This is a genomic window from uncultured Amnibacterium sp. (assembly GCF_964244015.1).
GTDB lineage: Bacteria > Actinomycetota > Actinomycetes > Actinomycetales > Microbacteriaceae > Amnibacterium.
The window spans coordinates 1-7,902 of record NZ_CAXTHO010000130.1 but is presented as its reverse complement, the minus strand read 5'-3'; the positions used below and the strand labels follow the sequence as shown (position 1 = coordinate 7,902).

Here is a 7,902-nt window from a genome sequence, read left to right as displayed (position 1 = left end):
CTCGACTTCTGCTCGGCGCTCGTCGCGCACCTGGTCCTCGACGGCGGCCGGCTCGTGGTCGCGCATGCCGGCCTGAAGGCGCAGTACCAGGGTCGCGCCTCCGGCCGCGTCCGCGCCTTCGCGCTCTACGGCGAGACGACCGGTGAGACGGACGAGTTCGGGCTGCCGGTCCGCTCCCCGTGGGCGCAGGACTACCGGGGCACCGCGACCGTGCTCTACGGGCACACCCCGGTCCCGACCGTCGAGTGGGTCAACGGCACCGCCTGCCTCGACACCGGCTGCGTGTTCGGCGGGGCCCTCTCGGCGATGCGCTACCCCGAGCGCGCGATCGTCGCGGTACCCGCCCAGCAGGTCTGGTACGAGCCGGTCCGGCCGCTCGTCGTACCCAAGGCAGGGCCCGAGGCGGAGCGGGAGTCCGGGCGCCTGCGGCTCGAGGACGTGCAGGGCAAGCTGCTGGTCGAGACCGCGACCCACGGCCGGATCACGATCCGGGAGGAGCAGTCCGCCGGCGGGCTCGAGGTCATGAGCCGCTGGGCCGTCGACCCGAGACGCCTCCTGTACATCCCGCCCACCATGTCGCCGCCCGACGCGTCGACCGTGCCCGGCTTCCTCGAGCACCCTGCGGAGGCGTTCCGCGCCTACCGAGCCGCCGGCGTCACGGAGGTGATCTGCGAGGAGAAGCACATGGGCTCCCGCGCCGTCGTGCTCGTGGCCCGTGACCCGGCCCGCTTCGACGCCCCGGACGGCTGGCGCGGGCTCGTGCACACGCGGACCGGCCGCCCGTTCTTCGACGACGCCGCGGACGAGCACCGCCTGCTCGCCGGGCTCGACGACGCACTCGAGTCCACCGGCATCTGGTCGCAGCTCGACGCCGACTGGGTCCTGCTCGACGGCGAGCTGCTGCCCTGGTCGCTGAAGGCCGGTGGGCTCATCCGGGACCTGTACGCCTCCGTCGGCGCGGCCGGCATCGCTGCGACCTCGAGCACGGCGGCGGCGCTCGCCGCCGCGGCCGCCAGGGGGCTCGACGTCGGCGAACTCGCGGATCGCACCGCACGCCGACACGACTCGCTCGCGCTGTTCCGCGACGCCTACCGCCGGTACGTCGGTGACGCGGCGGACGTCCGCTTCGCCCCGTTCCAGGTGCTCGCCGCGGGCACGCGCACCTTCGAGGAGCAGGACCACGGCTGGCATCTCGGCATCGCGGACCGGCTCGTCGCAGCCGCGCCCGACCTCCTGTGCCCCACGCGGCGGATTCGCGCCGATCCGGCCGACGAGGACAGCACCGCGGCTGCGACCGCGTGGTGGCTCGAGCTGACCGAAGCCGGAGGCGAGGGCATGGTCGTGAAGCCGTTCGCGAACCTCACACGCACGGCGAAGGGCGCCGCCCAGCCCGGGATCAAGGTCCGGGGCCGCGAGTACCTCCGCATCATCTACGGCCCCGACTACACCGACGAGGCGAACCTCGCCCGCCTCCGCGACCGCAGCACCGGCCACAAGCGCTCCCTCGCCGCCCGCGAGTACGCCCTCGGCATCGAGGGGCTGCGGCGCTTCACCTCGGGCGAACCCCTCTGGCGCGTGCACGAGGCGGTGTTCGCCACCCTCGCCCTCGAGTCCGACCCGATCGATCCACGACTCTGAATCGGGACCTCGGCGACGCCCGGCGCGCGCGCAGCCATCCAGGTGCGACGCTGGGGTCTCGCTGCTGATGGGGAGCCCTGGTGACGCTGCTGTACGAGTTCCTCCGGTACTGGGAGCCCGCATGCGAGCGGAAGGACCTGCCGAAGCTCCTCGCGGAGGTCGCCGTCGCTGACGGTGTGCAGTCGCAAGCAGCTCGGGTCGGTCGTGAGTTCCTGCTCGCGTGCGCGCTCGGGCCGTGGGAGACCGACGATGTGCTCAGCGAGATCGCCCTGCTGACCGTGGCGGACAGCGGCGACGAGACGTGGCAGCTCCGCAGGCTGAGCGGACCGCAGGCTGCCGTCGTCGCCGGCGGTCGGCTGTCGGCGCACTTCGCCAAGTCCTTCATCCTCGCGACCTGGATCCGTCAGCCGCCTCGCACGCGGCAGCAGCGCACGGCACCGGGCAGCGTCAGCACCGACTGAGCACGCAGCAGCGCCCGTCCGCGGTGGCGACCGCGCCCATCCGAGGACCGCGTGAGCTCGGCGTCGACGTCACCGCCGGAATCGGAGGGTGAGCAGCTCGAACGGGCGGAGGTGAATGCGGACCGACTCCCCTTGCGCCGATTCACCCAGCGCTTCGCTGTCGATCGGGCGTTCCAGCAGGTCCGTCGCCTCCACGGCCGTCCAGTCGAACGAGGTCCGGAGGTCCGCCGTCGCCCGGCCGCCGAGCGACTCCGAGAGGCGCACGACCACATCCCCGCCGCGATCCTCCGCGAGCTTGACCGCCTCGACGATCACCGCGGGGTTCGAGACGGTGAGCAGCGGTTCGACGACCGCACCGGTCGTGCGCCGCAGCGGAAGGTGCTGGGCGTAGCCGTCGCGGATCGCCTCCGGGATCCCGCCGGGGCGCACGCTGACCGTGAACGCATGGCGCCCCTGGTCCGCCGCGGGATCGGGGAACGTCGGCGAGCGCAGCAGCGACAGCCGCGCGACCGCCATCGGCCGGCCGGAGGGGGCGGCGTCGGATCGCACGTCGTGCCCGTACACCACGTCGTTCGCGATGGCGACGCCGAACCCCGGCTCGCCGACGTGGATCCACCGGTGCGCGACGGTCTCGAACCGCGCCGTGTCCCACGAGGTGTTGCGGTGGATGGGGCGCTGCAGGTGCCCGAACTGGATCTCGCTCGTCGCCTGGGTCGCCCGCACGTCGAGGGGGAAGGCGAGCTTCAGCAGCTTCTGCGACTCGTGCCAGTCGATGTCGAACGCGTACTCGAGCCGCCCGTCCACGACCCGGAGGCGGACCTCCGCAGTGGAGGCGCCGAACCGGTGCAGGACCACGACGGCGTCGCCGTCGACCCGCACGGACTCGGGCTCGAGCAGCTCCCGGCCGCTGCGCTGGTCCTCCTCGTTGATGTCCCACGCGTCCCACTCGCGCGGGGTGTCGCGGAACAGCTGCAGCACGCCGCCGGCCAGGCCGGCCGGCAGGACCTCGCGACCCGTCGCGCGGTCCTGGATCGAGATCAACACCCCACGCCGGTCGACGACCACCCGGAGGGCGTCGTCGACGAGGGCGAACCCGCGCGGCGTCTCCCTCGGCACGGCGGCGACCGGCTCCGTCGCGACGCCGATGCCGAGCGCCGGAACGCCGGCACGGGCGAACGGATCCGCGTTCGCGACGACCGCCGCCGTGCCTCCCGCCGCCAGCGCCTCGAACGACGACGTGATCAGGGCCTCGAGCGACGCTGCGACCTCGGTGAAGTTCCGCTCCGCCTCCTGGTGCACCCACGCGATCGACGAGCCGGGGAGGATGTCGTGGAACTGCTGCAGCAGCACGACCTGCCAGGCCTGTTCGAGCTCGGCATACGGGTACGGCGTGCCGCGCAGGAGGAAGGCGGTCGTCCCCCACAGCTCGGCCTGCCGCAGGAGCGCCTCGCTGTGCCGGTTGCCGCGCTTCGTGCGCTGCTGCGACGTGAGGGTGCCGCGGTGCAGCTCGAGGTACATCTCCCCCGACCAGACGGAGGGCTCGGCGAGCTCCGCCTCCGCAGCCGCGAAGAACGTGTGCGGATCGGTCAGCCGCACCCGCGGGGACCCGTCGAGGTCGCGCTTGCGGTGCGCCGCTGCGAGCATCTCGCGGGTCGGGCCACCGCCGCCGTCGCCCCACCCGAACAGGCCGAGCACGTGCCGGGCACGGCCCTTCTCGGCGAACCGCACCTCGGTGCGCGCCAGATCCTGGGCGCCGAGATCGGAGTTGTAGGTCTCCGCCGGCGGGAAGTGCGTGAAGATGCGCGAGCCGTCGATCCCCTCCCAGAGGAACGACGAGTACGGCATGCGGTTCGTCTCGTTCCAGGACGGCTTCTGGGTGAGGAAGTAGCGGGCGCCGGCAGCTCGGGCGATCTGCGGCAGCGCGGCCGTGTAGCCGAACGAGTCGGGCAGCCAGACCTCGTCGGATTCGACGCCGAACTCCTCGAGGAAGAACCGCTTGCCGAGCACGAACTGCCGGACGAGGGATTCCCCGCTCGGCATGTTGGTGTCGGACTCGACCCACATCCCGCCGACCGGGCGGATCCGGTCCGCGGCGACCGCGGCGCGGACGCGCTCGAACAGCGCCGGCTGGCTCGCCTTCAGCCAGGCGTACTGCTGGGCGGAGGAGGCGGCGTAGACGAACTCCGGGTCGTGGTCGATCAGGTCGAGCACGTTCCCGAACGTCCTCGCCACCTTCCGCACGGTCTCCCGGGTGGGCCAGAGCCACGCGGAGTCGATGTGCGCGTGCCCGACCGCCGACACCTCGAGCGTGCTGTCCGCGGACGCGATCGCGAGGGTCGGCCCGAGCACCGAGCGGCCGAGCCCGGCCGTGCCCGCGATGTCGTCCGGGTCCATCGCATCGACCATCCGCTCGAGCGCGTGGACCACCTCCGCCTTCCGCACCCTCGCGGCCGGCAGCACCTCGACCAGCCCGTCGAGCACGGTGACGTCCTGGAGGAGTTCCCACACGACGACGTCGCGCTGCGCGACGGCGATGCCGCCGAGTCGGTAGAGGGGTGCGTCGCCGGCGGTGGCCGGGTCGCCGAGCGGCGTCGGCTCGTAGCCGAATAGTGCGCCGATCAGCGGATTCGCGGCGGCCTCGAGGAAGACGGTGAAGGGTCCGGGGCCGTCGAGCGGCACCCACGTGTTGCGCGGCTCCACCGCTTTGATCACCGAGCCGTCCGGCCGGTACGCGGTCGCCTCGGCCTGGAAGCCGGGCAGCTCGCTGGTGAAGCCGAGGTCGACCAGCAGCTCGGCGTCGGTCCAGCCCGCCGGGACCTCGCCGCGGACCTCGAACCAGACCGTGTCCCACGGGCGGCCCCACGCCTCCCCGACGGCGAACGGGAGGAACTCCTGCTGCATCGCGTGCCCCGACGGCACCGGCTCGCCGCCGACGGTCCAGGCGCGGATGCCGACCGCGTGTCGCTCGCCGTACACGGCCGGCGCCAGCCGGTGCTGCGTGAAGCGCCGCACGCGCAGCATCGCCAGGTCGACGGCGGTGAGCCGCGGTCGGCTGTTCGGGTTCACGTCATCGGGCACGGTGACCAGCACACCGCATCCCGCCTCACGGTGAGCGGTGAGCGGGTTCGACGTCGCTCTGCCGCGGCGTCGTGGACACGGATGAGGCAACACTGACGCGGCAGGACGTGGAGGCCGGGGTGTCACGCTGTGCAGGTGGATCCGAGGAAGTCGTCGGAGGCGGCACGGCTCGAGGCCCTGCGGCGCCGCCTCTACGCGCCCGGCGTGACCCAGGACGACGTCGCGGCGTACCGCTCGGCCGAGACCGGCGCCGTGTCGCTGGAGCCGACGGCCCGACCCGCACGGGTCGTCGCGTCCCGCACCCGCGCCACGATCGTCGCCGGTGGCGGCGTGCTCGGCGTCGTGCTCGTCGTCGCTGCCGTCGCGGCGCTGCTGGTCACCCACCCGCTGGCCGCGGTCACCGCGCCCCGCGCCACCTCCACCTCCACGCCCTCGACACCGGCCGGGATCACGCAGGCCCGCGTGCCCGCGTCGTCGTCGACGCGACTGATGTTCGTGGACCTGCTGCGGGAGGGAGGAGCGCCCGGGCTGCTGCAGTACCTGTACGGCAACCCGACCTTCCTGCCCGCGAACCTGCGGACGAACAGCAGAGCGGACAGCACCGAGTACTCGGGGCGGGGCACCAGCACGATCGCGCTCGATCCGTCGGTGTCGGCGCAGCAGGGCGGGCGGGTGACCGTGATCCTCGTCACGGACCGCGCGGCGGCCTTCTCGTGGTCGGCGGAGCGGATCGCGCAGCGGAACGACCGGAGCGGGCCGGTCGTGACGCTCGCGTCGCACCCGGGGAACACCCGGCCGGGTGAGCCGGTCACCTCCACGTTCGTCTACGACAGCGGCGCCCCGGGGCGGCTCGCCCTGAACCTGGACGACTCCGTGCACTGGGGCGCGGTCGTCGTCTTCACCGACTGAGCGGTCTCGATGCCCGGTCCCCGTCAGCGGATGGGGTCACACTGGTCCCGTGGTGCGCGAGGACGCGGAGGCGCTGCGGCGCCGGCTGTACGCGCCGGGCGCTGAACGGGACGACGTCGACCGCTACCGCGCGGCGGGCGGTGGCGCCGAGGCGGACTCCCGGCGCCGCACGGTCGGGACACTGCGGGCCGTGGCCGTTCTCATCACCGCGATCGTGGTCGTCGTGGTCGCGATCGGCGTCGCGCGGACCGCCGTCCACCCGGTACCGGCCGGTCCCGCGCCGACGCCGCTCCCCGTGGACGCGGCCGACCGGCAGGGCTTCGAGCAGAACCTCGAGCGGGGCACCGCCGCGGGCATCGCCGCCTACCTCATCACCACGGAGCCGCTGCCCCGCTTCCGCAGAGCGACGCGGTTCGACACGATCGAGGACAGGGGGGTCGGCGACGGCGTCGTCACCCTCGCACCGGTCGACGCGGCCGCGGCCCGGGGGCGCGCGACCGTCTTCCTCGTCGTCGACGTGCCCGCGCAGGTGGGGTGGAGCACCTTCCGCAGCAGAGACGACGCGGCCGGCGAGCAGCACCTCGTGCGGCAGGTGCACCGGGAGGGCGGGCAGCAGCCGGGGATCCCGACGATCCACACCTACCGCTACAGCAGCGGGAACCGGCCGGTCGAGCTGCGGGTCGACGCTCCCGACGGCGTGCGGTGGGGAACCGCGGTCGTCTTCACCGATTGAGTCAGGGCGGCGTGCGATGACGGAGGCGATCGAGCCGGTCGAGGTCGAGACGGCGGCGGGCGTCGTCGCCGTGCACGGGTTCGGCGCCGGGATGCCGACCGTGCTCTGGCACGGCCTGTACGCGGACGGCTCGAGCTGGGGCTACGTGCTGCCCGCGCTGCTGCAGGGCCGCCGGCTGCTCGTCGTCGACGGCCCCGGCTGGGGCAGGAGCGCCCGGCGGCGGATCGGGGCGGTGGAGGTGCTCGACGCAGCGCGCACCGTCGCCCGCACGTTCGGGGCCGGATCGGCGGTCGACTGGGTCGGTGCGGGCTGGGGTGGCCGGCTCGGGCTCGAGCTGGCCGCCCGCTCCCCCGCGCTCGTCCGCAGCATCGTGGCGGCGATGGCGGACCCTGCCGCGATGCCGCAGGAGGAGCGTCGCCGGGTGCGGAGGACGCTCCGGCGGCTGCAGGTCGTCGGTCCGATCGGCTCGGTCGGCCGGGCGATCGTCGCGGATCAGCTGTCGCCGGGGTCGGGTACCGAGCCGCAGACGGTCGGCTCCCTGCTGGACGCGCTGCTGCTGGCCGGCAGACTGCACGCGGCGAGATCGGTGACGCGCTTCGACGTGCACCGCCCCGACCTCACCGGCCTGCTCCCCTCCATCACGGCTCCGCTGCTGCTGGTCGCGGGCGATGCGGCGAGCCCGTGGCCGGAACCGCGGGCAGCAGCCGCAGCCGCGCTCGCACCGTTCGCGCGGGTCGCGGTGGTGGCGGAGGCACGCGCCCAGATCGCACTCGACCGCCCGGAGGCGTTCACCCGCGTCATCCGCGAGTTCTGGTCGGGGCTCGAGGGATAGACCGACGCGGTCGAGGACCGCCGCCGGGTGGTGTTCACACGGCGTCGGGCGACCCCCTCGCGGCGCATCGGGATGACCATCTCGACCAGCTGGATGCAGCACGGCCCGAGGAACGCCGCATCCCCCTCCGGCGTCGCGGACCGCTTCGCCGCGCTGGCCTACGTGGTGATCGAGCCCGACCTGCTCAGCCGCGCAGACCCGGCGTCCGGCGCATCGACGGCGCGATGCGCTGCGGCGGACGGTCGACGTGC

6 protein-coding genes are annotated in these 7,902 nt (G+C 73.8%); 5 read left to right on the top strand and 1 reads right to left on the bottom strand.

Features of this window, described 5'->3' with window-relative positions; all coding sequences use genetic code 11:
• The coding region (locus ACFE67_RS12770) for a polynucleotide kinase-phosphatase (protein ID WP_375407259.1) at positions 1–1,638 on the top strand (1,638 nt) is incomplete at its 5' end.
• 80 nt (positions 1,639–1,718) lie between these two features.
• Positions 1,719–2,099 carry a hypothetical protein gene (locus ACFE67_RS12765; protein WP_375407258.1) on the top strand — a complete coding sequence of 127 codons (381 nt, stop codon included), beginning with the start codon at positions 1,719–1,721 and terminating at the stop codon, positions 2,097–2,099.
• Positions 2,100–2,168: 69 nt separating this feature from the next.
• Here the strand turns inward: ACFE67_RS12765 and ACFE67_RS12760 are convergent, their stop codons facing one another.
• Entirely contained in the window at positions 2,169–5,177 is a 3,009-nt protein-coding gene (locus ACFE67_RS12760; protein ID WP_375407257.1) for an alpha-mannosidase, read from the bottom strand.
• A gap of 135 nt (positions 5,178–5,312) precedes the next feature.
• Here ACFE67_RS12760 and ACFE67_RS12755 point away from each other — a divergent pair, with 135 nt between their 5' ends.
• From ACFE67_RS12755 to ACFE67_RS12745, 3 genes are read left to right on the top strand one after another with little or no spacing between them, the layout of a single operon-like run.
• Positions 5,313–6,086, top strand: coding sequence for a hypothetical protein (locus ACFE67_RS12755; RefSeq protein WP_375407256.1), 774 nt, complete (start codon positions 5,313–5,315; stop codon positions 6,084–6,086).
• Positions 6,087–6,135: 49 nt separating this feature from the next.
• The gene (locus ACFE67_RS12750) at positions 6,136–6,819 is read left to right on the top strand and encodes a hypothetical protein (protein WP_375407255.1); all 684 of its coding nucleotides are present in this window, start codon (positions 6,136–6,138) and stop codon (positions 6,817–6,819) included.
• A 16-nt stretch (positions 6,820–6,835) separates the two neighbouring features.
• A complete protein-coding gene (locus tag ACFE67_RS12745) occupies positions 6,836–7,651 on the top strand; it encodes an alpha/beta fold hydrolase (RefSeq protein ID WP_375407254.1) in 816 nt (271 codons plus the stop codon).
• The last annotated feature ends 251 nt before the right edge of the window (positions 7,652–7,902 follow it).

Excerpts from the sequence above, each read along its gene's own strand:
- ACFE67_RS12745 (WP_375407254.1), top strand. The coding sequence starts at position 6,836 with ATGACGGAGGCGATCGAGCCGGTCGAGGTCGAGACGGCGGCGGGCGTC.